21 protein-coding genes and 4 tRNA genes are annotated in these 23,330 nt (G+C 64.5%); 5 read left to right on the top strand and 20 right to left on the bottom strand.

All coding sequences use genetic code 11. The annotated features are described in order from the left end of the window. Positions 1-18: 18 nt before the first annotated feature. From AC0KWY_RS04880 to AC0KWY_RS04870, 3 genes are all read right to left on the bottom strand, one after another. Entirely contained in the window at positions 19-732 is a 714-nt protein-coding gene (locus AC0KWY_RS04880; RefSeq protein WP_474028517.1) for a zf-TFIIB domain-containing protein, read from the bottom strand. Further along, the gene (locus AC0KWY_RS04875) at positions 729-2,630 is read right to left on the bottom strand and encodes a peptidase U32 family protein (RefSeq protein WP_474028516.1); all 1,902 of its coding nucleotides are present in this window, start codon (positions 2,628-2,630) and stop codon (positions 729-731) included. Before AC0KWY_RS04875 ends, AC0KWY_RS04880 begins: the two co-directional genes overlap by 4 nt. Positions 2,631-2,724: 94 nt before the next feature. Further along, a complete protein-coding gene (locus tag AC0KWY_RS04870; RefSeq protein ID WP_474028515.1) occupies positions 2,725-3,546 on the bottom strand; it encodes a class I SAM-dependent methyltransferase in 822 nt (273 codons plus the stop codon). Between the two features lie 108 nt (positions 3,547-3,654). Between AC0KWY_RS04870 and AC0KWY_RS04865 the strand changes: the two genes are divergently transcribed. Further along, a complete protein-coding gene (locus AC0KWY_RS04865; protein ID WP_474028514.1) occupies positions 3,655-3,933 on the top strand; it encodes a hypothetical protein in 279 nt (92 codons plus the stop codon). Between the two features lie 87 nt (positions 3,934-4,020). Here AC0KWY_RS04865 and ettA read toward each other — a convergent pair whose 3' ends face one another. Both ettA and AC0KWY_RS04855 read right to left on the bottom strand, forming a co-directional pair. Then, positions 4,021-5,685 (bottom strand): energy-dependent translational throttle protein EttA, encoded by a 1,665-nt coding sequence (ettA, locus tag AC0KWY_RS04860; RefSeq protein ID WP_474028513.1) that lies wholly within the window; start codon positions 5,683-5,685, stop codon positions 4,021-4,023. Between the two features lie 72 nt (positions 5,686-5,757). Beyond that, on the bottom strand, positions 5,758-6,336 hold the full coding sequence (locus AC0KWY_RS04855) for a bactofilin family protein (RefSeq protein ID WP_474028512.1): 579 nt from the start codon (positions 6,334-6,336) through the stop codon (positions 5,758-5,760). 238 nt (positions 6,337-6,574) lie between these two features. Between AC0KWY_RS04855 and AC0KWY_RS04850 the strand changes: the two genes are divergently transcribed. The 3 genes from AC0KWY_RS04850 to AC0KWY_RS04840 are packed head-to-tail and all read left to right on the top strand — an operon-like array spanning position 6,575 to position 9,880. Then, entirely contained in the window at positions 6,575-7,978 is a 1,404-nt protein-coding gene (locus AC0KWY_RS04850; protein WP_474028511.1) for a sensor histidine kinase, read from the top strand. Further along, positions 7,968-8,495 (top strand): permease, encoded by a 528-nt coding sequence (locus AC0KWY_RS04845; RefSeq protein WP_474028510.1) that lies wholly within the window; start codon positions 7,968-7,970, stop codon positions 8,493-8,495. The genes AC0KWY_RS04850 and AC0KWY_RS04845 overlap by 11 nt, the downstream gene beginning before the upstream one ends. Further along, positions 8,492-9,880: a sigma 54-interacting transcriptional regulator gene (locus AC0KWY_RS04840; protein WP_474028509.1), complete on the top strand. Its 1,389-nt coding sequence runs from the start codon at positions 8,492-8,494 to the stop codon at positions 9,878-9,880. The genes AC0KWY_RS04845 and AC0KWY_RS04840 overlap by 4 nt, the downstream gene beginning before the upstream one ends. Positions 9,881-9,921: 41 nt before the next feature. On the opposite strand, the gene AC0KWY_RS04835 is transcribed toward AC0KWY_RS04840, so the two are convergent. From AC0KWY_RS04835 to tig, 8 genes are all read right to left on the bottom strand, one after another. Continuing rightward, positions 9,922-9,998, bottom strand: a tRNA-Arg gene (locus tag AC0KWY_RS04835). Positions 9,999-10,049: 51 nt separating this feature from the next. Then, positions 10,050-10,126, bottom strand: a tRNA-Arg gene (locus AC0KWY_RS04830). 111 nt (positions 10,127-10,237) lie between these two features. Further along, positions 10,238-10,313: transfer RNA gene (locus AC0KWY_RS04825), tRNA-Val, on the bottom strand. A 33-nt stretch (positions 10,314-10,346) separates the two neighbouring features. Further along, positions 10,347-10,619, bottom strand: coding sequence for an HU family DNA-binding protein (locus AC0KWY_RS04820; protein WP_374327525.1), 273 nt, complete (start codon positions 10,617-10,619; stop codon positions 10,347-10,349). 161 nt (positions 10,620-10,780) lie between these two features. Continuing rightward, positions 10,781-13,195: an endopeptidase La gene (lon, locus tag AC0KWY_RS04815; protein WP_474028508.1), complete on the bottom strand. Its 2,415-nt coding sequence runs from the start codon at positions 13,193-13,195 to the stop codon at positions 10,781-10,783. A gap of 70 nt (positions 13,196-13,265) precedes the next feature. Then, the gene (clpX, locus tag AC0KWY_RS04810) at positions 13,266-14,528 is read right to left on the bottom strand and encodes an ATP-dependent Clp protease ATP-binding subunit ClpX (protein ID WP_474028507.1); all 1,263 of its coding nucleotides are present in this window, start codon (positions 14,526-14,528) and stop codon (positions 13,266-13,268) included. Between the two features lie 14 nt (positions 14,529-14,542). After that, positions 14,543-15,172, bottom strand: a complete 630-nt coding sequence (gene clpP, locus AC0KWY_RS04805; protein WP_474028506.1) for an ATP-dependent Clp endopeptidase proteolytic subunit ClpP — start codon at positions 15,170-15,172, stop codon at positions 14,543-14,545. 62 nt (positions 15,173-15,234) lie between these two features. Continuing rightward, complete coding sequence (gene tig, locus AC0KWY_RS04800) at positions 15,235-16,536, bottom strand: trigger factor (RefSeq protein WP_474028505.1); 1,302 nt, start codon at positions 16,534-16,536, stop codon at positions 15,235-15,237. Positions 16,537-16,701: 165 nt separating this feature from the next. Between tig and AC0KWY_RS04795 the strand changes: the two genes are divergently transcribed. After that, positions 16,702-16,777: transfer RNA gene (locus AC0KWY_RS04795), tRNA-His, on the top strand. A 59-nt stretch (positions 16,778-16,836) separates the two neighbouring features. Here AC0KWY_RS04795 and AC0KWY_RS04790 read toward each other — a convergent pair. The 7 genes from AC0KWY_RS04790 to AC0KWY_RS04760 are packed head-to-tail and all read right to left on the bottom strand — an operon-like array spanning position 16,837 to position 23,284. After that, positions 16,837-17,544, bottom strand: a complete 708-nt coding sequence (locus tag AC0KWY_RS04790) for a class I SAM-dependent methyltransferase (protein ID WP_474028504.1) — start codon at positions 17,542-17,544, stop codon at positions 16,837-16,839. Positions 17,545-17,594: 50 nt separating this feature from the next. After that, positions 17,595-18,551, bottom strand: coding sequence for a phosphatidate cytidylyltransferase (locus AC0KWY_RS04785; protein WP_474028503.1), 957 nt, complete (start codon positions 18,549-18,551; stop codon positions 17,595-17,597). Continuing rightward, entirely contained in the window at positions 18,551-19,171 is a 621-nt protein-coding gene (locus tag AC0KWY_RS04780; RefSeq protein WP_474028502.1) for a lysophospholipid acyltransferase family protein, read from the bottom strand. Before AC0KWY_RS04780 ends, AC0KWY_RS04785 begins: the two co-directional genes overlap by 1 nt. Before the next feature lie 6 nt (positions 19,172-19,177). Beyond that, positions 19,178-19,615 (bottom strand): hypothetical protein, encoded by a 438-nt coding sequence (locus AC0KWY_RS04775; protein ID WP_474028501.1) that lies wholly within the window; start codon positions 19,613-19,615, stop codon positions 19,178-19,180. Continuing rightward, positions 19,612-20,928, bottom strand: a complete 1,317-nt coding sequence (locus AC0KWY_RS04770) for a phosphatase PAP2/dual specificity phosphatase family protein (RefSeq protein ID WP_474028500.1) — start codon at positions 20,926-20,928, stop codon at positions 19,612-19,614. Before AC0KWY_RS04770 ends, AC0KWY_RS04775 begins: the two co-directional genes overlap by 4 nt. Beyond that, positions 20,925-22,676 carry a bifunctional alpha/beta hydrolase/class I SAM-dependent methyltransferase gene (locus AC0KWY_RS04765; RefSeq protein ID WP_474028499.1) on the bottom strand — a complete coding sequence of 584 codons (1,752 nt, stop codon included), beginning with the start codon at positions 22,674-22,676 and terminating at the stop codon, positions 20,925-20,927. The genes AC0KWY_RS04770 and AC0KWY_RS04765 overlap by 4 nt, the downstream gene beginning before the upstream one ends. After that, on the bottom strand, positions 22,673-23,284 hold the full coding sequence (locus tag AC0KWY_RS04760; RefSeq protein WP_474028498.1) for a CDP-alcohol phosphatidyltransferase family protein: 612 nt from the start codon (positions 23,282-23,284) through the stop codon (positions 22,673-22,675). Before AC0KWY_RS04760 ends, AC0KWY_RS04765 begins: the two co-directional genes overlap by 4 nt. Positions 23,285-23,330 lie beyond the last annotated feature (46 nt).

Raw genomic sequence — 23,330 nt, 5'->3', positions numbered from 1 at the left:
CCGGCAGGCCCGCTTTTTTTAGCGGCGCAGGACGCGCCACAACAGATCGACGCCGGCGACGACCAGGTCGCCGATGTCGAGGTTGTTGAAGCGTTCGCGCTGTTCGCGTTCGAAACGCGATTTTTCCCGTTCGCGCATGACGATGGCGTCGCCGAGCATTTCGACATCGCGCCGGCTGCGCTGAACCTCAGCCTGGTCGAGCCGGTCCAGAGTCTTTTCGACGGCGGCCGGATCGAGAATGGCGATCGGCGCCCGGCAGTGGCGGCAGGCGTGGTCCTGGCGAATGTCGATCGGCGCACCGCAACCGGTACAGCGGACGATGCTGACCTTGCTCGCCAGTTCGTCGATTTCGGCGGATGACAACTGGCGGACGAAACCCTTTTCGACCATCAACTGGGCGAAGGTGGTGAAGCGCCCGTGTTTCTGCAAGCAGCGGTGGTAATTGAACTGTCCACCGTGCTTGGAGACGTCGAGGCCATGCAGCAGGCGATCGTTGCAACGCGGGCACTGCAGTACGTCGCTCAGTGGCTGGCGCGGTGCTTCCCGGTACTCGTGGATCAGGCGGAATAGTTCGATGACGCCGCCCGGCGTGATCTGCACGCTCTCGAATTCGTCGAACCAGACGCCGTGACACTGGAAGCAGAGGTCGAGGACGACCTCTCCATGCAGGTTGCGTTCGAAGCGCCGCTTTTCCATCGGCTGCCGGCAGGAGGGGCAGGGCGTCGGTTTCATCCACAGGCGGCGGTCGGCCGGACCGTTCCGAGGTTGAGAGTGACGCCTTTCTTCATCTTGCCGACAACGTGCATTTCGCAGGCCTTGCAGTCGAACTTGAGGATCAGCTTTTCGTTGCCGTTGATCAGCGTCATCGGGTCCGGCTTCAAGTGTTTCACCTCTTTAGGGCAGAGGTTGAAACTATAGCGCAGGCAGTGGCGGGTGATCATCAGCGAGACCATGCCTTTTTCATGGCCGGCCTCGTAGGCCTCTTCGATCAGCCGTACGCCGTGTTTTTCGTAGAAGGCGCGGGCCTTGGCGTTGAAGACGTTGCCGAGGTAGGTCAGTTCTTCCTGCGGGTAGGGCACCGGATCGGCAGCCGGCGCCGCGCGCGGCGGCCGTGGGTGGGTGGCGAGACGGGCGGCTTCGAGTTTTTCGGCGGCCTCGCGGCGCAGCGCATTGATCGCGCCGACCGGCAGGAACCAGGGCCGGGTCAGTTGCAGGTCGATGGCTTCGGCAACGAACATGGTGTTGCCGAACTTGCCGAGATTTTCCTTCAGCTTGCCCAGCGCGGCCTCCGGATTCTGTGCCAGTTCGCGGCCGATCCGCTCATCGCGGGGCAGGGCGACGGCCACGCTGACCTGATCCTCGTCGGTCAAGGTGAGTACGAAAGCGTCGGCCTGCTCGGCGAAAACCGCCTTGACGCTCACGCGCCGGTCGGCCGAGTCCTTTTCCAGCGCGCGCTCGAACTCCTGGTCGCGGTTGCGGAACAGCGTGGTGCCTTCGCTCAGCTCGGCCGGGATTTCCATCGGGAAGAGTTTCTTGCCCTCGACCCGGTTGATGCGCATCCCCTGGACGTCGCCGTGGGCGTCGTGGAAGCAGACGCCGTCACCGTTGTGGAAGGTTTCGGCGGTGTTGACCGTGAGCCAGCCGTCGCCGATTTCACTGACTTCGCCGATCGGCTCGCCGACGAAGGCCGGCGAATCGAAGGCGCCGATGTCGTCCTGGCGGTCGTTGGCGAAATAGTCGGTGTAGCCGCGGTTGAAGGTCTTTTCCGGCTGCGGCGTGAAGGTGAAGGTCGAGCGGCCACTGGAAGCACGCACGTAACGCGGGTCGGACGCGATGATCTCGTCGAGCAGCGTGCGGTAGTGGGCGGTGATGTTCTTGACGTAGGACAGGTCCTTCAACCGGCCCTCGATCTTGAACGAGGAGACGCCGGCATCGATCAGCGCGCGCAGGTTGTCCGACTGGTTGTTGTCCTTCATCGACAGCAGGTGCTGGTTCTCGGTGATCGTCTTGCCCTTGTCGTCGACCAGCGTGTAGGGCAGCCGGCAGGCCTGCGAACACTCGCCGCGGTTGGCGCTGCGCCCGGTGTGGGCATGGCTGATGTAGCACTGTCCGGAATAAGCGACACAGAGCGCGCCATGCACGAAGTACTCGAGCGACAGCGTCGTCGCGGCGGCGACCTGGCCGATTTCGGCGATGCTCATCTCGCGCGCCAGGACGATCTGCGAGAAGCCGGCATCTTCCAGGAACCTGGCCTTGGCCGGGTTGCGGATGTCGGTCTGGGTGCTCGCATGTAGTTGAATCGGCGGCAGATCGAGTTCGAGCAGGCCCAGGTCCTGGATGATCAGCGCATCGGCGCCGGCGTCGTACAACTGCCAGGCGAGTTGGCGGCTGGCTTCGAGTTCGCTGTCGTGCAGGATGGTGTTGAGCGTGACGAAGACCTTGGCCCGGAAACGGTGGGCGAAATCGCACAGGCGTCGGATTTCGCCGACATCGTTGCCGGCGCCGTAGCGGGCGCCGAAGGCCGGGCCGCCGATGTAGACGGCGTCGGCGCCGTGCTTGATGGCTTCGATGCCGAAGTCGGCGTTCTTGGCCGGGGCCAGGAGTTCTAGGGGGTGCTGGGGACGGGACATGTTCTTGTTTGCCGCAGGGCGTGGAGATTTGCAGGAGAGGAAGACAGCATGGCTTTTTCTGGGTTCCTCCTCGCCTCAGCGGTGATATTCATGGTCAATAGGTGAAACGGGGGGCGAGTTCCTCGATGTTGAATTCGCGCAGGATCGCTTCGGCCCGCTCGCGGGCGTTCTTGCGCGGCTTGCCGCGCTGGCTGGCGATGATCAGTTCGTTCTTCATCGAGTGCTCCCAGCCGACTAGTTCGGTGACGGTGACGTCGTAGCCGTGCGACTCCAGCAACAGGCAGCGCAGTACGTTGGTCAGGTGGCTACCCAGTTCGCGGGTATGGATCGGGTGCCGCCACAGTTCGGCGAGCGGCGTCCGCGCCAGCGATTCGGCCTTGCGTGCGCGCATTGTCGCGGCGACCTCGGCCTGGCAACAGGGCACCAGGACAATGTGGCGGGCTTGTCGTGACAAAGCGAAACGAATCGCGTCATCGGTCGCCGTATTGCAGGCGTGGAGGGCGGTAACGACGTCGACGGAGGGCGGCAGGTCGGTCGAAGCCTGGGCTTCCTCAACCGTGCTGGCGATGAAGCGCATCCGTGGAAAGCCCAGCCGCTGCGCCAGTTCGCGGGATTTCTCGACGAGTTCCGGGCGGCTTTCAATGCCGATGACCTCGCCGCTGGCACGGCTCTTGATATAGAGATCGTAAAGGATGAAGCCAAGGTAGGACTTGCCGGCGCCATGATCGACCAGGGATTCCATGCCATCGAGCAGGGGCTCGATGAACTGGGCGAGATGGTAGACCTGCTTGAGCTTGCGGCGGCTGTCCTGGTTGAGCTTGCCGTCGCGGGTCAGGATATGCAGTTCCTTGAGCAGTTCGATCGACTGCCCGGGGCGAATGTCCGGGATGGCGGCGCTGATGTTCTGTTTTTTCATGGAGGCAATTATCGCATTCAAACTTTGCCGACTTGCGTGTTAACCGGAACACGATCGCCTCGTTAATGGAAGCATGGTGCAACTGCACCGTATCTCACGGAGAAATGAATGGGCAGTCTGAGCAATGAATCCTTCGAGCAATTTCTGGATTCCCTGAAAAAGGCAGGTATCTCGATTTCCAACGAAGCCGAGTTGCGCGAGCGACTGGCCGAGGCACAGCGCTGGCGTTACGCTTTCCAGACGCTGGCAGCCAACGGCAAGAGCATCGGCATCTGTTTCGAGGACCACTCCGACGGCAGCAACCAGGCCGAAATCGAACGAGCCTTCGTCGAATTCCAGTTTTCCGAAAAGAGCAAGGCGGTTTTTTCCGCCAGCCTCAAGCACTGATTTTCAGCAGTAACCGCGACATGACAACAGACGGGCGCCACCAGGGCGCCCGTCTTGTTTTGCAACGGCCGATGCCGGCCGCTCCGCTCAGCGACTGATCGGCTTGTAGCGAATGCGCTTCGGCTTGGCGCCTTCTTCGCCCAGGCGGCGGCGCTTGTCTTCTTCGTATTCCTGGTAGTTGCCCGGGAAGAAGGTCCACTGCGATTCGCCTTCGGCGGCCAGGATGTGCGTGCAGATACGGTCGAGGAACCAGCGGTCGTGGGAGATCACCATGGCGCAGCCGGGGAACTCGAGCAGCGCATCTTCCAGCGCGCGCAGGGTCTCGACGTCGAGGTCGTTCGACGGTTCATCCAGGAGCAGGACATTGCCGCCGGACATCAGCGTCTTGGCCAGGTGCAGGCGGCCGCGTTCGCCGCCGGAGAGGTTGCCGACCAGCTTGCCCTGATCGCCGCCCTTGAAATTGAAGCGGCCGATGTAGGCGCGGCTGGGCATCTCGAACTTGCCGATCTGCAGGATGTCGCTGCCCTGGGCCAGTTCGTCGAACACCGTCTTGCTGCCGTCGAGGCAGTCGCGCGACTGGTCGACATAGGCAAGCTTGACCGTCTGGCCGATCTTCACTTCGCCCGAATCCGGCTGTTGCTGGCCGGTGATCATCTTGAATAGCGTCGATTTGCCGGCGCCGTTCGGGCCGATGATGCCGACGATGGCGCCGGGCGGGATGGCGAAGCTGACGTTGTCCATCAAGAGCTTGTCGCCGAAGCACTTGCTGACGTTGTTGAATTCGATGACCTGGTCGCCCAGGCGCTCGCCGACCGGAATGAAGATTTCCTGGGTCTCGTTGCGCTTCTGGTATTCGTGCGAGGACATTTCCTCGAAGCGGGCCAGGCGGGCCTTGGACTTGGCCTGGCGCGCCTTCGGATTGCTGCGCACCCATTCCAGTTCCTGCTTCATCGCCTTCATGTGGGCGTCGACCTGCTTGTTTTCCGTCTCCAGGCGGGCTTCCTTCTGCTCCAGCCAGGACGAGTAGTTACCCTTCCACGGAATGCCGTGGCCGCGGTCGAGTTCGAGAATCCACTCGGCGGCGTTGTCGAGGAAGTAGCGGTCGTGGGTGACGGCGACGACGGTACCGGGGAAGCGCACCAGGAACTGTTCCAGCCATTCGACCGATTCGGCGTCGAGGTGGTTGGTCGGCTCGTCGAGCAGCAGCATGTCGGGTTTCGACAACAGCAGCTTGGCCAGCGCCACGCGGCGCTTCTCGCCGCCGGACAGGACGCCGATCTTGGCGTCCCAGGGCGGCAGGCGCAGCGCGTCGGCGGCGATTTCCATCTGGTGTTCGGTGTCGGAGCCGGCAGTGGCGATGATCGCCTCGAGGCGGGCCTGTTCTTCGGCAAGTTTGTCGAAATCGGCTTCCGGGTCCGCGTAGGCGGCGTAGACCTCGTCTAGCTTGGCCTGCGCCTGCATGACTTCGCCGAGCGCCGATTCGACTTCTTCGCGCACGGTCTTGTCGGGGTCGAGTTGCGGTTCCTGCGGCAGGTAGCCGATCGAGACACCGGCCAGATGCTGGACCTCGCCGTCGTATTCCTTGTCGACGCCGGCCATGATCTTCAGCACGGTGGACTTGCCGGCACCGTTGAGACCGAGCAGGCCAATCTTGGCGCCGGGGAAGAAGGAAAGGGAAATATCCTTGATGATCTGCCGCTTGGGCGGAACAATCTTGCTCACGCGGAGCATACTCATCACATACTGAGCCATGAATCTGCCTGTAAAAAAAAGGGGGAAGTCCCGCAGTTTACGAGGCTTCCCCTTAAATGACCAGTTTTGTGTTCAGGCTGAGAGTGCGTTCAATATCGGTGGGCTGCTCCTTTCTGCCGACAAGGCGTTGATGTCACCACACAATTCGCCACCTTCGGCGATCACCAGTTTGCCGTAGCGGATTTTTCCGCTGACCCGGCCGGTGGCGTGGATGATCAGTTGAGAACGGGCGGTCAGTTCGCCATCGAAACTGCCGTGAATTTCGGCCACGTCGATACTGACCTTGCCGGAGAAAGCACCCTTGTCGGCGATGCGGATGACCCGGCTGTCCATTGTCGCCTCCACCCGTCCCTCAACGACCAGCATGTCGCAGTCCAGAATTTCCGCCCCTTTGAGCTTGACGTCCGGGCCGACAATGAGGCGGGCTCCCTTTTCTTTTTCGATGGATTGATCTTGCTGCGGCGCACTCACGGGATTGCTCGCGGCAGTGTTGGCTGTTGCGGAGGATGTCGTGATTTCCGGCTTGAGAGCTTCCGGGCGGTTCGTGCTGAGTGCTGCTGGGGTCGGGGTGCTGGTGATGCCGCTCTTGACATCCCTTCGGTTGATGCTGTCGTTTTGAATGCCTGACGCTGAGCTGGACTTGATGAACATGTATTCTCCTGGACGCTGGTTTCGGGGTTGCGGCTATCCCGTTGCGATAACTGTGCCAGCTTTGTAACTTCATTGGATTCATCATGTTACGAGAGGGTGTCGGCAATCTTGCCGATCATTTGTCGGTATATGGCGACAGATTTTTTGCGACTCTTCCAGAAGTCATTCAGGACAAGGGGATAGAATGTCGCTTGTTTCCGACATTTGCTTATGTTAATGATTCCATGGGGTTTTTTAGATGAGATGGCTCTCCTTCAGGCAGGGCTTGTTCGCCGGGTTCGTGATCGTGGTCTTGCTGCTGGGTGGGGTCGGAATTCACGGCTGGTTGTTGCTCGAAGGGATGGTTGCGCAAAGCCGCGAACGTAATGCCCAGGCTCTGCAGTTGAGCACCGCCGTGCAAGCTCTCGGCGAGCGAAGCGTCGATATCGAACGCAGTGCCCGGCAATACCTGGTGCTCGGCGATGCCTTGCTGCGCGAGCGTTTCGACGCCCATCTCGCGGGGGCGCTGGAGCAACTCGAGCGTATCGAGGCAACGCCCGTGGATGGATTGCTCGGTTTGTCCAGTCGTTGGCGGGAACAGGCCGGGCTGCTGCGCGACGGTATCGAGCAGACGCCGCCGCGGGGTAGTCTTGCCGATCAGCTTGATCGGCTGGCGGTGCTCAACGACGAAATACAAGCGCTGGCAAAGCGCTGGATCGATGGTGGCAACGAGCGCTTGCTGGATCAGCTCGAGCAGCGTCGGGTCGAACTCGGCAGCCGTCTGGCGCTTGCCCTGCTGGGGGCGGTGCTGGTCGCCATGGCCATGGGGTGGTGGCTGGTGCGGGCTGTGCAGCAACTGGAAAAGGCGATCGGGCGCTTGGGCGAAGGACGCTTCGACGCTCCCTTCGAGGTTTGCGGTCCGGCCGACCTGCGTCGACTCGGGCAGCGCCTGGATGGCTTGCGCACTCATCTGGCGGGACTGGAGGCGGATCGGGAACGGACGCTGCGTCACGTTTCGCATGAACTGAAAACGCCATTGACCGCGCTGAAGGAGGGTATCGCGCTGCTCGCCGAGGAAGTGCCCGGCCCCTTGAGCGAGGGCCAGCGCGAGGTGACCCGCATTCTCGGGCACAAGGTGGATAGCCTGCAGTGCCAGATCGAGAGTCTGTTGCGACTTAACGCGGCGGTGTTCGATGCGCGTCGCCTGAATCTGCTTCAGGTCGAAATGCGCCAGGTGCTGAACGAGGCGGCGCAGCGCCACGAATTACGCGGGCAGGCGCGCCAGGTGGGGGTTCAGGTCGAGGCCGGGGAAGGGCGGGCGCGTCTCGATCCGGGCAAGCTGGCGGTGATCCTCGACAACCTGCTGGCCAACGCTATCGATTTCAGTCCGCAGGGCGGTGTCGTCCGCTTGACGGCGGAGCGGCTCAAGGGCGGCTGGCGCATCGTCTGCCGCGATCAGGGACCTGGGGTGGCCGCCGAGGATGTCCAGCGCATCTTCGAGCCCTTCGTCCAGGGGCGTCGGCCGGCGCCGGTGGCCAGAGGAGGGAGCGGGGTCGGACTCTCCATCGTCAGGGAACTTGCCCAAGCCATGCGGGCTCGGATCAAACTTGTCGGCAGCGATATCGGTGCCGTCTTCCAATTGGATTTGCCGGATGAAAAATAGATTTTCGTACCTGATACTTGTTGTCGCGTTGTTGGCCGGATGTAGCAGTGCGCCGACGACGACGGTTTTTCCCTCGCCCGGCGAGCGTGCATCGGCGCTGGATGAGGCACTCGAGTATCGCCAGACACTGGCGGGCATGAGTGGCAACGAACTGGTCCGCGAACGGAGCGAGCTGGCGACGCGTGGCTCCGATCCGGAGGCGCAGATGCGGCTGGCTTTCCTGCTGCTGCAGCCCCGCCAGGGAAATGTCGAGTTGGCACGGGCGATTGCCTTGCTGGAGTCCATCCTGAAATCGTCCCGGCCGGGGGCGCAGGCCCTGCAGCCGCTGGCCCGGTTGCTGGCCGACCAGTTGAACGAACGGCAGCGTCTGGAGGGAGCGGTGGACCGGCAGGCCCAGCAATTGAAGGAGAGTCAGAAAAAGGTTCAGGAACTGCAGGAAAAGATCGATCGGCTCGCCGAGATTGAGCGCAGCCTGCCGCAGCGACCGGCGCTGCCCGCTGCGGGAGGGGCGCGGTGAGCCGCGCCGGCGCCGTTGGCGCGCATGTCCTGATCATCGATGACGACGAGGACATCCGCCGTCTGCTGACGATGCGCCTGCACGCGCGTGGCTTCCGGGTCACCCCGGCAACTTCGGCGGAGGAGGGGCTGGCCAGCATTGCCGTTGATCCGCCGCGGCTGGTGGTCAGCGATATCCGCTTGCCCGGGCGCGACGGCTTGTCGCTGTTCGAGGAGTTGCGGACGACGCGGCCGAGCCTGCCGGTGATCCTGCTGACTGCGCATGGCACCATTCCCGATGCGGTCGAGGCAACCTCGCGCGGCGTTTTCGGTTACCTGACCAAGCCTTTCGATAGCCAGACGCTGCTCGCCAAGATCGATCAGGCGCTGCTGGTTTCCGCTGCCCCCGAGGCGCAGCCGCTGCCGACGGACGACGGCCGCTGGCTGGAAGACATCGTTTATCGCAGCACCTGCATGGCCGAGTTGCTGGCCGATGCGCGGATGGTTGCCGCTTCCGACGCCAGCGTCCTGATCCGTGGCGAAAGCGGGACCGGCAAGGAAGTCCTGGCGCGCGCCATCCACCGCGCCAGCGCGCGCGCCCAGGGGCCATTCATCGCCATCAATTGCGGGGCGATTCCCGAGCCCTTGCTCGAATCGGAGCTCTTCGGCCATGTCCGGGGCGCCTTCACCGGTGCCGCCAGTGCCCGCAGTGGCCTGGTCCAGGCCGCCAACGGCGGCACCCTGTTCCTCGACGAAATCGGCGACATGCCGCTGGCGCTGCAGGTCAAGCTGCTGCGCGTCCTGCAGGAGCGGGTGGTGCGCCAGGTGGGTAGCACCAGCGCCGAGCCGGTCGACATCCGCCTTCTTTCGGCGACCCATCGTAACCTGGAGACGGCGATGGCGCAGGGGCAGTTCCGCGAGGATCTCTACTATCGGCTCGATGTCGTCTCGCTGACGCTGCCGCGGCTCGAGGAGCGACGCGAGGACATTCCGCTGCTGGCGGCGCACTTCCTGCGCAAGCTGGCCGAGAAATACGGCAAGCCGATCAGCGGCTTCGCACCGGATGCGCTGGAGGCGCTGGCGACCGCCGGCTGGCCGGGAAACGTCCGACAATTGCTGAACGTCGTCGAGCAGTGCTGCGCGCTGTGTTCGACGCCTCTGATCCCGGCCTCTCTGGTCCAGCGCTCGCTGCGGGTGCCGGTGATGGAAGCCTTGAGCTACGCCGAGGCCAAGCGGCGTTTCGAACGGGATTACCTGGTCCGGCTGCTCAAGCTGACCGATGGCAGTGTCGCCGACGCGGCGCGCATCGCCGATCGCAACCGCACCGAGTTCTACCGCCTGTTGCAGAAGTATGACCTGACGCCGGCGATGTTCCGCGGCGCGGAAACCGGCAATCCGCCGGAATGAGGCGAAAAAAAAGCACCGCAGTGGCGGTGCTTGCTTCGTTTTGGCGCGCCCGGAGCGATTCGAACGCCCGACCCCTTGGTTCGTAGCCAAGTACTCTATCCAACTGAGCTACGGGCGCGCTGTCTTACGAAGCTGGATTTTCCCCGGAAGGAAATCCATGTTTTCTGAATGGCGCGCCCGGAGCGATTCGAACGCCCGACCCCTTGGTTCGTAGCCAAGTACTCTATCCAACTGAGCTACGGGCGCGCTGTCAGAGCCGCGCATTATACGGGCGTGGAGCCAGATTGCAAGGGGTTTTCGCAGAAATGGCGGAGTTTGTCGCAAATGAAAAAACCCCGCCGGAGCGGGGTTTCGAATTGGTGGGTGCTGACGGGGTCGAACCGCCGACATTCGCCTTGTAAGGGCGACGCTCTACCAACTGAGCTAAGCACCCGTCTGCGCCTGGCGCAGAAGGAGCGGCAGTATATCAGTTAACTGCGTCCTTGAGGCCCTTGCCGGCGCGGAATTTCGGGGACTTGGCAGCCTTGATTTCCAGGCTCTTGCCGGTACGCGGATTGCGACCGGTACGTGCGGCGCGCTCGCCGACGTAGAAGGTGCCGAAACCGATCAGGTTGACGCTGTCGCCTTCCTTCAGTGCGCCCTTGATGGCGTCAACGGCGGCGTCCAGCGCACGGCCTGCAGCAGCCTTGGAAATATCGGCGGCAGCGGCGATCTGATCGATCAGTTCAGTCTTGTTCATGTAGGTCCCCTAGTGGAAGTTTGGAGTGGTGAAAATTCTGCGAGGGGCGATTTATATCCCCCCCGAAATCCTTGTGTCAAGCGGATTCTGAGCCGATCGACCGGGGTTTCGAGGGGGCTGCCGATGGCCTTTTTTTGCTGTCGGCAGCCGGCCTTTTAAAATCAATGGGTAAGGACCGTCTTGCTGACCGGGTCTTCGTTGCCGGCGGCCAGCCCGGGCGTTGCTTCTCCAGTGTCGGGCAAGGCCTGCGGCAGGCTTTCCAGGGCACGCTCGAGCACCTGGTCGATCCATTTCACCGGCACGATCTCGATGCGGTTCTTGAGATTTTCCGGCATTTCGGTCAGGTCCTTAGCGTTCTCTTCCGGGATCAGCGCCGTCTTCAGACCGCCGCGCACGGCTGCCAGCAGCTTCTCCTTGAGGCCGCCGATGGCCAGCACTTCGCCACGTAGCGTGATCTCGCCGGTCATGCACACGTCACAGCGCACCGGGATGCCAGTGTAGGACGAGACCAGCGCGGTGGTCATGGCGATGCCCGCCGAGGGGCCGTCCTTGGGCGTGGCGCCCTCGGGGACGTGGATGTGGATGTCGGTCTTCTCGAAGATCTCGTCCTTGATGCCAAGGCGGCGGGCGCGGGCGCGCACGACCGAGCGGGCAGCTTCGACCGATTCCTTCATGACGTCGCCGAGCGAGCCGGTGCGGATGATGTTGCCCTTGCCCGGCATGTTGGCGCACTCGATGGTCAGCAGTTCGCCGCCGACTTCGGTCCAGGCCAGACCGGTAACCTGGCCGACCTGGTTTTCCTTCTCGGCCATGCCGAAGGTGTAGCGGTGGACGCCAAGGTACTTGTCGAGATTGCGGGCGTTGACCGTGATCTTGCTGTCGCGCGACTTGAGTACCAGCGTCTTGACCACCTTGCGGCAGATCTTGGAGATTTCGCGTTCGAGCGCGCGCACGCCGGCTTCCCGGGTGTAGTAGCGGACGATGTCGCGGATCGCGCTTTCGGCGACGACCAACTCCGTTTTCTTGACGCCGTTGTTCTTCATCTGCTTGGGCAGCAGATAGCGCATCGCGATGTTGACCTTCTCGTCCTCGGTGTAGCCGGAGAGGCGGATCACTTCCATGCGGTCGAGCAGCGGCGCCGGGATGTTCAGCGTGTTGGCGGTGGCCACGAACATCACGTCGGAGAGGTCGAAATCGACTTCGACGTAATGGTCCTGGAAGGTGTTGTTCTGTTCCGGGTCGAGCACTTCGAGCAGCGCGGACGACGGGTCGCCGCGGAAATCCTGGCCGAGCTTGTCGACTTCGTCGAGCAGGAACAGCGGGTTACGGACACCGACCTTGGTCAGGCTGGAGAGGATCTTGCCCGGCATCGAGCCGATGTAGGTGCGGCGGTGGCCACGGATTTCGGCCTCGTCGCGAACGCCGCCGAGCGCCATGCGCACGAACTTGCGGTTGGTTGCCTTGGCGATCGACTGGCCGAGCGAGGTCTTGCCGACGCCCGGGGGGCCGACCAGGCAGAGGATCGGTGCCTTGACCTTGTCCACGCGCTGCTGCACGGCGAGGTATTCGACGATGCGTTCCTTGACCTTCTCCAGGCCGAAGTGGTCGGTGTCGAGGATCTTCTCGGCAGCACGCAAATCCTTGCTGATGCGCGTCTTCTTGCGCCACGGCAGGCCGATCAGCGTCTCGATGAAATTGCGCACGACAGTGGCTTCGGCCGACATCGGCGACATCAGGCGCAGCTTCTTCAGTTCGCCCTGGGCCTTGGCCAGCGCTTCCTTGCTCATGCCGGCGGCGGCGATCTTTTTGTCGAGTTCCTCGAGGTCGGCACCTTCCTCGCCTTCGCCGAGTTCCTTCTGGATCGCCTTGACCTGTTCGTTCAGGTAGTACTCGCGCTGGCTCTTTTCCATCTGCCGCTTGACGCGGCCGCGGATGCGCTTCTCGACCTGCAGGATGTCGATTTCGGATTCGAGCTGCGAGAGCAGGCGGTCGATGCGTTCGCGGACGTTGTCCATCTCCAGCACTTCCTGCTTCTGCTCGATCTTCAGCGGCAGGTGGGCGGCGATGGTGTCGGCCAGGCGGCCGGCATCCTCGATGCCGGTGATCGACGACAGGACTTCCGGCGGGATCTTCTTGTTCAGTTTGACGAACTGGTCGAACTGGGCGACGACGGCGCGGCGCATCGCCTCGATCTCGTGGTCTTCGGTGCCAGTCTGCTTGAGCGGCAGCGCGGTGGCCATGAACACCGAGGACTGGACGTCGATGGCTTCGATGCGGGCGCGCTGGGTGCCTTCGACCAGAACCTTGACGGTGCCGTCGGGCAGCTTGAGCATCTGCAGGATGTTGGCCAGGCAGCCGATGCTGTAGAGGTCTTCGGCCTCCGGCTCATCCTTGGCGGCCGACTTCTGGGCCACCAGCATGATCTGCTTGCCGGACTCCATGGCCATTTCGAGGGCCTTGATCGACTTCGGGCGGCCTACGAACAGCGGGATCACCATGTGCGGAAAGACCACGACGTCGCGCAGCGGCAGCAGCGGCAGTTCGAGGGTTTCCGGGAGCGTGTTGGGGTTCGACATCAGTGTGCCTTTGAAATGGGGTTGAGCCCCCTAGATGGGGGCGGGGAACCGGATTTCAAGAACCCCCGGCTCAGTTCGAGCCGGAGACCTTGGGCTGGTCGGCGTAGATCAGCAGCGGCGGCGTGTCGCCGGTGATCATGTTTTCGTCGATGACGACCTTTTCGACATTTTCCATGCCGGGGAGTTCGTACATCACGTCGAGCAGGGCATGTTCCATGATCGAGCGCAGACCGCGGGCGCCGGTCTTGCGCTCGAGCGCCTTCTTGGCAATGGCGGAGAGGGCGGCCGGGCGGATTTCCAGATCGACTTCTTCCATGTTGAACAGCTTCTGGTACTGCTTGACCAGGGCGTTCTTCGGTTCGGTCAGAATCTGGACGAGGGCGCTTTCTTCAAGCTCCTGCAGCGTTGCCACCACCGGCAGGCGGCCAATCAGTTCCGGGATCAGGCCGAACTTGATCAGGTCTTCCGGTTCGACGTCGAGCAGGATCTTGCCGACTTCCTTGCCGTCGTCCTTGCTCTTGACCTCGGCGCCGAAGCCGATGCCACCGCGTTCGGAGCGGTTGCGGATGACCTTTTCCAGGCCGGCGAAAGCGCCGCCGCAGATGAACAGGATGTTGGTGGTGTCGACCTGGACGAAGTCCTGGTTCGGATGCTTGCGTCCGCCCTGCGGCGGGATCGAGGCGGTGGTGCCTTCGATCAGCTTGAGCAGTGCCTGCTGCACGCCTTCGCCCGAGACGTCGCGGGTGATCGACGGATTGTCCGACTTGCGCGAAATCTTGTCGATTTCGTCGATGTAGACAATGCCCTGCTGCGCCTTCTCGACATCGTAATCGCACTTCTGCAGGAGCTTCTGGATGATGTTCTCGACGTCCTCGCCGACGTAGCCGGCTTCGGTCAGCGTGGTGGCGTCGGCCATCACGAAGGGAACGTTGAGCATGCGCGCCAGCGTCTGGGCGAGCAGGGTCTTGCCGGAGCCGGTCGGGCCGATCAGCAGGATGTTGCTCTTCGACAGTTCGACGTCGCCGGTGTTTTTCGCTGTATGGCGCAGGCGCTTGTAGTGGTTGTACACCGCTACCGCCAGGATACGCTTGGCGACTTCCTGGCCGATCACGTACTGGTCAAGGATGGCGCTGATCTCGCGCGGCGTCGGCAGGTCGGAGCGACCGGCCTTGGCCGATTCCTCCGGCAGTTCGTCGCGGACGATGTCATTGCACAGGGCGATGCATTCGTCGCAGATGAACACCGACGGACCGGCGATCAGTTTCTTGACTTCATGCTGGCTCTTGCCGCAGAAGGAGCAATAGAGCAGTTTTTCCTGGCCGTCCTTCGACATCCCTCTCTCCTTGATCAAACCGCGTCGCGGCGGGTCAGCACCTTGTCAATCAAACCATATTCCATGGCCTCGGCCGAGGACAGGAAATTGTCGCGGTCGGTATCCTTCTCGATCCGTTCCAGCGGCTGGCCGGTGTGCTCGGCCATGATGCGGTTCAACTTGTCCTTGATCGACAGGATTTCCCGGGCGTGGATCGCGATGTCCGAGGCCTGGCCCTGGAAGCCGCCGAGCGGCTGATGGATCATCACGCGCGAGTTGGGCAGCGCGAAACGCTTGCCCTTGGCGCCGGCGCACAACAGGAAGGCGCCCATCGAAGCCGCCTGACCGATGCACAGCGTCGATACATTCGGCTTGATGAATTGCATCGTGTCGTAGATCGACATGCCGGCGGTCACCGAGCCGCCAGGCGAATTGATGTAGAAATAGATGTCCTTGTCCGGGTTCTCGGCTTCCAGGAACAGGAGCTGGGCGACCACCAGGTTGGCGCTGGCGTCGTTGACCGGGCCAACAAGGAAAATCACCCGCTCCTTCAACAGGCGCGAATAGATGTCGTACGCACGTTCGCCGCGTCCGCTCTGCTCCACCACCATCGGGACCAGGCCCAAAGCCTGCGGGTCCCAGTTGCTTGCGTTGTCGATAATCATGTTGGCCCTTGTCTGTTGCATTTGATACGTCTGTCGGTTTTCTGACGAAGAACGGCTTACTGCTATTGCTGGCTCATCAGTTCATCGAAAGCGACGGCCTTGTCGGTGACCTTGGCCTTGCCAAGGACCCATTCAACGACGTTGTTCTCGATGGCGACGCCCTCGACATCGCTCAGGCGCTGCGGTTGAGCATAGTACCAACGGATCACTTCTTCCGGCTGTTCGTAGCTGGCGGCCATGTCTTCGACCATGGCGCGAACCTGCTCCGGCTTGGCCTGGAGGTTCTCCGTCTTCACCACTTCAGCAAGGATCAGGCCAAGCGTGACACGACGCTTGGCGTTCTCGGCGAACCACGCCGCTTGCAGCGGCATGTCCTTGGCCTTCATGCCGCGTTGTTCCATGTCCTGGCGGGCAGCCTGCATCAGGCGCTGGATTTCCATATCGACCAGCGCGTTCGGGATGGCGATCGGGTTGGCCTTGAGCAGGGCGTCCATGACCTGGTCCTTGAGGCGGGTCTCGATGCGACGCTTCACTTCGCGCTTCAGGTTGGCTTCGACTTCGGCGCGCATCTTCTCGACGTCGCCGTCGGCAACGCCCATCTGCTTGGCGAAATCGGCATCGACTTCCGGCAGGCGCGGTGCCTGAACCTGCTTGACGGTGATTTCGAACTGCACGGTCTGGCCGGCCAGATCCTTGGCGTGGTAATCCTCGGGGAAGGTCAGGTCGAAAGTCTTGGTTTCGCCAGCCTTGCTGCCTTCAACGGCCTTCTCGAAGTCGGGTAGCATCATGCCCTGGCCGAGGACGAAGGGGTAATCGGTGGCCGAGCCGCCGGCGAAGGCGACGCCGTCCTTCTTGCCGATGAAGTCGATGACGACGCGGTCTTCCTTCTCGGCGCCGCGCTCGGCGTTGTCGTAGCGGACGCGCTGCTTGCGCAGGATGTCGAGGGTCTTTTCGATTTCGGCGGCGCCGACTTCGAGCAGCGGACGTTCGATTTCAGCGGCCGACAGGTCGCCCGGGACGAATTCGGGATAGACCTCGAAGACGGCGGTGAATTCAATGTGCGTCGTGCTTTCGGTGCTCTTCGGTTCGAGGCGCGGATAGCCGGCGACCAGCAGCTTCTGCTCGGTCACGGCGGTGCCGAAGGCGCGGTCCAGTTGCTCGGACAGCACTTCATGACGAGCCTGGTCGCCGTACTGCTGCTTGACCATGGCGAACGGCACCTTGCCCGGACGGAAGCCCGGCACCTTCATGTTGCGGCCCATGCGCTTCAGACGCGGCTCCATTTCCTTCTCGACATCGGCGATGGCGATGGAGAGGTCGATGCGACGTTCGAGTTCGTTGGCTTGTGCGGTAGTAGCTTCCATGAATTTTCCTTGTGCTTGAGGCGCCAAAAAATAAAGCTGGTAATCATATCACGGCGAGCCGCCCAAGCATTGCGCCACGTGCGCCGAATCGCCGCTGCGGGAGATTTGAAAAAGCCTGTAGACAGCCGCGGCGACAGGCCTTACAATGCGCGCCTTCTTGCAGCGGCGGCTGTAGCTCAGTTGGTAGAGTCCCGGATTGTGATTCCGGTTGTCGTGGGTTCGAGCCCCATCAGTCGCCCCAGAATTCAAAAGCCCGTACATCGCAAGATGCACGGGCTTTTTCCGTTGGCGCGTCCGGACTCAGCGCTTGACCAGCAGGTCGACGCGTTGCGGCGGGTGGAAGGTGACGCCTTCCGGGGTCATGAAGGATTCGAACCTGGCCTTGACCGCGGCGTAGAGCTCCGGCGACAGCGCGTGGTCGGTGTGGGTGACGCGGATCATCCGGCGGTCGAACTGCTCGAAGCTCTCGAAATAGCTGCGGGTATTGAAGAACAACTGGCGTTCGAGCGCCAGCGGGCCTTGGTCAACGGCGCGGCAGAGCGCGGCGAAGGCGGCTTCGCGGACCGTCTTCTCGTCGTGGAAGAGGCGGAACACCTCGTTCATTTCGCCGGCGTAGACCGGTTCGGAGATCCAGGCCAGGCCGCCCGGTTTGAGGACGCGCGCGACTTCGGCCAGTGCCTGGTCCATCAGCTTAACCGGTACATGGTGCAGCGACTTCAGCATCAGCACGATGTCGAAGCTGCCGTCGGCGGCCGGAATCGCCTCGGCGCCGCCATGGATGAAACTGACCTTGGGCAGGTCGGTGATGGCGAGATTCTTCTCGTGCTGGATGGTATCCACCTCAAGGGCGACGATTTCGCTGATTCTGCCGGTTTCGGCTAGGGTGCGCGTCTTCTCGGCCCGGCCGCAGCCCAGTTCGAGGACGCGGGCGCCATCGAGCGGCAGGGTGTCGAGCATCAGCTTGACTTCGTTGACCAGGGTGTCTTGAGTGGGATCGGCGATACGCATGCTTGGCGATGAGGGAGGGTTGGCGAAGCGCTGGATTCTAACTGAAGGCGTCAGGGCACCCACCAGTAGCGGACGATGTGGAAGAAGACCGGCGCCGAGAAGCTGATCGAGTCGACGCGGTCGAGCATGCCGCCGTGTCCTTCGATCATCGAACCCCAGTCCTTGAGGCCGCGGTCGCGCTTGATCGCCGACAGCACGAGGCCGCCGAAGAAGCCGAAGAGGTTGATGCAGAGCGCGACCAACGCCGCCTGCCAGGGCGCGAACGGGGTGATCCACCAGAGCGCGGCGCCGAGCGCGGTCGAGGTGAGGACGCCGCCGAGCAGCCCCTCGACCGTCTTCGACGGCGAGATGCCGGGGGCCAGCGGATGGCGGCCGAGCAGCTTGCCCCAGATGTACTGGAAGACGTCGCTCGATTGCACGGTGAGGACCAGGAAGGCGATCAGTTGCAGGTTGCGTCCGGCGAAGTCGGGAATCTCCAGCGTCAGCAGCGCCGGCACGTGCGACACGCAATAGACGCAGATCATCAGCCCCCACTGCACCTTGGCCGCGCGTTCGAAGAAGCGTTTGGTATCCGCGCCGAGCGTCGCCGAAATGGGCAGCAGCAGGAAGGCATAGACCGGGATCAGGATCGAGAACAGGCCGTACCAGTCGACGGCGATCAGCGCGTACTGCAGCGGCAGGAAGAAAAAGAAGCTCCAGACCAGGGCGCCATGGTCGCCACTGCGCGTGTAGGTGACCGAGATGAACTCGCGCAGCGCCTGGAAGGAGATGAAGGCGAACAGCAGGATGACGCCGCCGCGGCCGATCCAGAAGGCGATGGCGAGGACGCCCACCATCACCCACCAGGCGTTGATGCGGGCGTTCAGGTTGGCGATCAGCGCACTGCCGGCGAGCGGGCCGCGCCAGGCCAGGGCGCCGCCGACGGTGCTGGCGAGCAGGAGGAAGGCGGCGACGCCAGCGAAGATCAGGCGCAGCGTCGAGGTCGGATCGAGGTCGGTCATGGTCATCATTCACTGGCCGGCGCCAGCGCCAGCAGGGCGTCGCGGCAACGCGACAGGAAGGCGCGGCGGGTCTCGCCGGCCTGCAGCCGGAGCGGCGGACCGAAGCTCAGGGAACACAGCAGCGGCACCGGAATCAGCGATCCCTTGGGCATGGCGCGGCCGAGGTTCTCGATCCACACCGGGACGAACTCGACCTCCGGCCTGGCCTGGGCCAGGTGGTGGATGCCGCTCTTGAACGGCAGCAGGCCGTCGCCCTGGTTGCGTGTGCCTTCCGGGAAGAGGATCAGCGATTCGCCGGCGGCCAGCGGCGCCAGCATGGTCGCCAGGGGATCGTCGTGTGGCCCCGGTCGGCGGTCGATCAGCACGCCGCGGAACACCCGCTGGATCAGGTAGCGGCGCAGACGGCCGCGCAGCCAGTAGTCGGCGCCGGCGACCGGGCGGGTCAGCGCGCGCAGCGCCCCCGGCAGGCAGGCCCAGATCAGCAGGAAATCGCCGTGGCTGCGATGGTTGGCGAAATAGATACGGGCCCCGGGCGAGGGCGCGTTGTCCAGCCAGACGGCGCGCACGCCCGTGACGGACTTGGCGAACTGGCACAGCGCGGCGGCGAGGAAGCGTTCGAGAGACATGCTCGTTCAGTGAAGTGACAGGAGAAGCACGGCGCTGCTGGCAGCGAGCAATTGTGCCGCAAATGCCTGGCCTTGGCGGAGGAGCAGGGCTCGGGCGCCGGCGACGCGTGGGGCGAGCGGCCGCTCGGCGTCGGCGACCGGCCAGCCGAGGCCGGTCAGCGCGGTGTCGAAGGCGGCGAGCGCGCTTGTCGCATCTTCGTCAGCCGCCTCGGCCCAGTGGGCGAAGAGCGGGCGGTCGAAAGCCAGGCGCAGCGCCCAATAGCCTTGAAGCAGGCCGAGCAGGACGCTGGCGGCGAGTGCTGCGGCGCTTGCCGCCGTGACCTGGGGCAACAGCAGGGCGGCCAGCGCGAGCAGCGCCAGCGGCCGGCTCCAGGCGTCGATGCGGCTGGCGGCGGCGCAGATGGCGCTGCCGATCGCGGCGAGCTGGCGGTCTGCCGGGCTCATGCGGGTTCGCTCCCGGCGGCATCGACTTGCGCCAGGCTCGCCCGCCAGCCGTCGTCGAGCGCGACCTGCGGGCGCCGCTCGCGGATCAGGCGGATCGCCTCTTCGGTGTCGGCAGCCAGGCCGCTCAGTTGCAGCCAGGCGGCGACCGCCGCTGCGCTGCGCGAATAGCCGAGGGCGCAGGCGACCAGGACCGGGCCGTCGGCCACCCGTCGGGCAATCTCGCGGGCCGCCGCGCCCAGGACTTCCGGCGCCGCCGGCACCAGGTCGAGGCAGGGCTGGACGTGGTGCGGCGTGGCGAGGCGCGGTGCCGGCAACTCCGCGCTGAGGTCGACCAGGGCGCCGAAGCCGCCGTCGGCATAGGCGGTCGCGTCGGGCATGCGCCCGAGCCAGACGGCGCCGGCGATATGCACCGGGGCGGGGTGGCGCCGCGTCCACCAGCGCGAATTGAGCCAGGCGGCGAACTGGTAGGGCGCGAACAGCCAGCGCGCAGCGAGGCTGTGGCCGCCGGCCTGCTTCTGGAATCCGGCGCTGCCCGCCCAGGCGTAGTTCCAGGCGACCAGCAGCAGCGCGAGCGCCGGCCAGGCGAGGAGCAGCGCCAGGCCGCCGAGGCCGATGGCGGCCGCCAGCAGGGCTGCCGCAGCGCCGCCATAGAGCGCTGCCAGCCGGAAGTGGCCGGCATCGGCGGCGCGCTGCAGCGGCGAGCGCAGGCCGCCTTCCGGCAGCAGCCAGAGGCAGAAGAGGCCGAGCGCGGCGCCGGTCGGGACGTCGATGAAATGGTGCTGCCAGGTGGTCAGCACGGAAATCCCGATGAGTAGCGCCCAGCCGTGCACCAGCAGGCGCCAGGGGCGGGCCAGCGGCAATTTGGCGAACTGGAACCAGATCAGGACGAGCAGGGCGATGTGCAGCGACGGCGCCTGGTTGTACGGCTGGTCGAAGGCGCTCAGGGCGGTGAACATGGCGCCGGCCAGGCCGTCGGTCGCTGGGCGGGCGAAGGCGAAGCGCAGCGGGAAGGCGAGAAAGCAGGCGACGGCGATCACTTGCGCGGCGAGCAGGCGCTGGCCGTGCCGGTCGACGGCGCGGGCGTCGCGGCAGCAGAGGAAGGACAGCCCGTAGAGGAGGTCGATCGACCAGTAGGGAACGATGGTCCAGGGCAGGAAGGGCAACTGCCTTTCCCAGGCGAAATACAGGCTGGCCACCGTCTCGCGGCTGGCCGCCAGCTGGTTCGCCTGACCGTAGCTGAGAAAGAAGAAAGGGCCGAGGAAGAGCAGCCAGAGCAGGCTGCGTTTCCAGGGCAGTGGCGGCTTGCCGTTCATGCCGGCCGGCGGCGGGCCAGCGAGACGGTGAAGATGCCCCAGGCGTCGATGCGCTGCTCGATCTTCTCGAAGCCGGCGTCGCTGACCAACTGGTCCATCTCCGCCTGGGTACGACGGCGCATCACCCAGGCCTCGCCGTCGCGGTGGCTGGTCAGCGCGCGGGCGATCAGTTCGAGCTGCGGATGCCAGGGCTGGCCGGTGTAGATCAGGTAGCCGCCCGGCGCGATGGCGTCGGCCATGCCGGCCAGCGAGGCGGCGACCCGGTCGTTGTCGGGGAACAGCTCGTAGAGCCCGGAGACGATGCCGAGCGTCGGCGCCGGCGTTACCGCCGCCACCGAGGTGCGGTCAAAGGCGTCGCCGCGCTCGAAGCGGGCGATGTCGCTCAGGCCCTTGGCGGCGATCAGGGCGCTCCCCTGGTCCACGTTGAGCGGGCTGAAATCGCGCAGCAGGACGGATTCCGGGCGCGGCGCGTCGGCCAGCGCTTCCAGCACGTAGCGGCCGTGGCCGGCGGCGATGTCGAGGATGCGCAGCGGCTGGCCCTCCGCCTGCAGGCGGCTGAGCGCCGCGCGCAGCAGTTCCTCGATGTTGAGCTTGCGCTGGCGGATGCCGCGCCAGCCGATGGCGTCGAGGTAGTTGCGGTCGATCAGTCGGCCGAGCGGGCCGCGGCCGGTCGGCGTGTTGCGGTAGACGTAGTCGAGGGTGCTGCCGGAATCGAAGCCGGTGCGGTGACCGAGCGCGACGCCGGCGGAGAGCAGGCCGCCGAGCTTCATGCCGAGGCGGTAGAAAGCCCAGTACAGGCCGCGCGGGCTGAACAGGGCGAGCGGGCGGGCAAGTGCCTGCGCCTCGTCGAAGGTCGGCCCCTGGCGGTGCGCCTGGCGCAGGTCGGGACGCGACCAGGGCAGCGAGAACTGGCGCAGGATGAAGCTGCGCGCCAGCGAAGTCGCGACGTGGCGATCCTTCTCGCCGAAGGTGTCGTGGTAGAAGCCGTCGAGGACGTGCTTCTCCTTGGCGCTCGTTCCCAGGCGCTCGAAGAATTCGTGTTGCGGCGCGTGATGCACGACCCAGTCGGCGCCGGAGACGAGGAGCTGGGTCGGCACGGTGATCGCCTGCGCGTCGGCGACGACGCGGTCGGCCGCCTCGTAGAGGGCGAGCAGGATGTTGACCGAGATCGGCCGCGAGATCTGCGGGTCGCTGTCGTAGGACGCCTGGCGCGCCGGGTCGTGGGTCAGGAACTTCGATTTGACGTAGCTGTTGACGAAGAAATTGCCGCGCAGCGCGCGCAGCAGGCGCAGTCCGGGGCGGGCGAAGGGGACGTAGAGCTTGACCTTGAACGCCGGCGAGGCGAGCACCAGGCAGCGCACGCGCGGCGCGTAGTCGTGGGCCCAGGTGCTGATCAGCACGGCGCCGACGCTTTGCGCCAGCACCGCCATGTCGCGCTCGGCCACGCCCCAGGTATCGCGGATGTGTTCGATGAAGGTCTGCACGTCGCGCACCGATTGCCCGAAGCTCGGCGAATCGCCGCGCGGCCCCGGCGAGTTGCCGTGGCCGCGGGCATCCCAGGCGTAGAAGTCGAAATCGGGTAGATCGAGTTCGTCGACCAGGTGGGCCATGCGCCCGCCGTGTTCGTGGCCGCGGTGGAAGAGGACGACGGCGCCGCGACGTTGCGGCGCGACGGCGGGCCAGCGGCGGTAGAAGAGGGCGCTGCCGTCGCTGCAGGGGACGTGGTGGTTTTCGGCGATTCGGGTCATGGGGTGATGGCGGCGATGCCGCTGCGGATACGGTTGACGATGTTCAGCGCGATGCCGGCGGCAGCCAGCGGCATCAGCCAGAAAACGGCTGCCGGCAGGCTGCCGGCGAGGCCGAGCCAGAAGCCCAGGCAGCCGAACAGGAAGGCGCGGTCGCTCTTGCCGAGCGGGCCGTCGTACTGGCGCGGGGCGCCGACCATCGGCCCGAGCGCGCCGGCCATTTCGGAGAGCGCGGCGAGGAAGACGACGGCGCCGATGCTCGCCCAGCCGAACGGCGGGACGAGGACGAAAGGCAGGTAGAGCGCGGCGTCGGAGACGACGTCGCTCAGTTCGTTGAGGTAGGCGCCGAGCGGTGTTTGCTGGCCGAACTCGCGGGCCAGCATGCCGTCCAGCGCGTTGAGCGCCATGCGCAGGAACATCCAGGCCGGCAAGAGCAGGAAGAGCTGCGGTGCGCTCGCGCCGAACAGGTAGAGAACGCCGCCGAGCAGCAGCGACAGCAGCATCGCCGCCACGGTGACGGTATTGGCGGTGACACCGAGTTGCGCCAGGCGGGTCGCGAGAGGACGCAGGAGATTCTGGAAAGCGGGCTTGAGCTGGTAGATCGAGATCATCGGAAGAGGTCCGGCTGGTGCGCCGGGATTGTACGTCAAAGGCATA

The sequence above is a fragment of the Azonexus sp. MM2026_4 genome, assembly GCF_055901855.1.
Note: the sequence above shows the minus strand (reverse complement) of the source record. Positions and strands in the feature narration are given on the sequence as shown.